Origin of the sequence: Actinomadura rubrisoli (assembly GCF_004349215.1) — a bacterium.
GTDB classification, from domain to species: domain Bacteria; phylum Actinomycetota; class Actinomycetes; order Streptosporangiales; family Streptosporangiaceae; genus Spirillospora; species Spirillospora rubrisoli.
This window is the reverse complement of the sequence record NZ_SMKU01000702.1, coordinates 1-1,299: the sequence shown is the minus strand read 5'-3', so window position 1 is coordinate 1,299 and position 1,299 is coordinate 1. Positions and strand designations below refer to the sequence as shown.

The following is a 1,299-nucleotide window of genomic DNA, read 5'->3' as shown; positions in this document are numbered from 1 at the left end:
GGGCCTTCCCCCTGAAGTGTGGACATCTCGAGGCCTGGATCATGGATCCAGGGAAGGAGGTGTCTTTGATGGCGCTGAAGCACTATCCGGAGGAGTTCAAGACCGACGCGGTGGCGTTGTTCTTGTCGGACCCGTCCAACACCTACAAGCGGATCGCTGCCGATCTGGGGATCAGCCGGGGCACGCTGCGCAATTGGGTGCTGGAGGCCCAGCGGCGCGGGACGGCGCCGGCCCGGCCCGCCCCCGCTCAGCCGCCGGCTCAGCGGGATCTATCCTCGCCTGACGTGCATGAACAGGAGAATCAGCAGCTCAGGGCGCGGATCCGTGAGCTGGAGACCGAACGCGACATCCTGCGGAAGGCGGCCAAGTATTTCGCCGGGGAGACGCGCTGGTGAACCGCTTCCAGTTCGTCGCCGACCACCAGGCCGCCTACGGGGTGAAGCGGTTGTGCCGGGTGCTGGAGATCGCCCGGTCCAGCTACTACCGGTGGCGGTCGGCCACCCAGGCCCGGGCCGCTCGGGCCCGCGCCGACGCCCAACTGGCCGACCGGATCGCCACGATCCACGCCGCCCACGACGGCACCTACGGTTCCCCGCGCATCACCGCAGAACTGAGAGACCAGGGCGTACAGGTCAACCACAAGCGCGTCGAGCGGGTCATGCGCCAGCACGGCATCGCCGGGCTGCGCCTGCGCCGCAAGGTGCGCACCACCGTGCCCGCCCCGGACGCGGCCCCCGTCCCGGATCTGCTCCGACGCGACTTCACCGCGCCGGCCCCAGGCCGCCGATACGTCGGCGACATCACCTACCTACCGATCGCCGACGGCACCTTCCTGTTCCTGGCGACCGTGCTGGATCTTGGATCCCGGCGGCTGGTGGGCTGGTCCATCGCCAACCACATGCGCACCAGCCTGGTGATCGACGCCCTGGACGCGGCGGCGGCCACCCGTGGCGGCACCTTGGACGGAGCGATCTTCCACAGCGACAACGGTGCTCAATACTGCGCGGCCGACTTCACCGCCGCCTGCAACCGGCTGGGCGTCACCCGGTCCCGCGGCGCGGTCGGCACCAGCGCCGACAACGCCGCCGCCGAATCCCTCAACGCCACCCTCAAACGCGAAACCCTGCAAGGCGCCCGGCACTGGCCCACCACCCACACCGCACGCCAGGCCGTCTTCCGCTGGGCCACCCGCTACAACACCCGCCGCAGGCACTCCCGCCTCGGCCAACTCTCACCGATCAACTACGAGAAACCACCGGTAGCCTGACCGCTACCGCCTGAAATCGGTGTCCACATTTC

The 1,299-nt window shown here is 69.2% G+C and carries 1 protein-coding gene; it reads left to right on the top strand.

What is annotated here, in order from left to right:
- Nucleotides 1-68: 68 nt before the first annotated feature.
- Nucleotides 69-1,267, top strand: a protein-coding gene (locus E1298_RS46955; RefSeq protein ID WP_131903806.1) for an IS3 family transposase whose coding sequence is annotated in 2 segments (ribosomal slippage) — nt 69-381 and nt 381-1,267 — 1,200 coding nt in all. Because the reading frame shifts where the segments join, the coding sequence is not laid out codon by codon here.
- Nucleotides 1,268-1,299 lie beyond the last annotated feature (32 nt).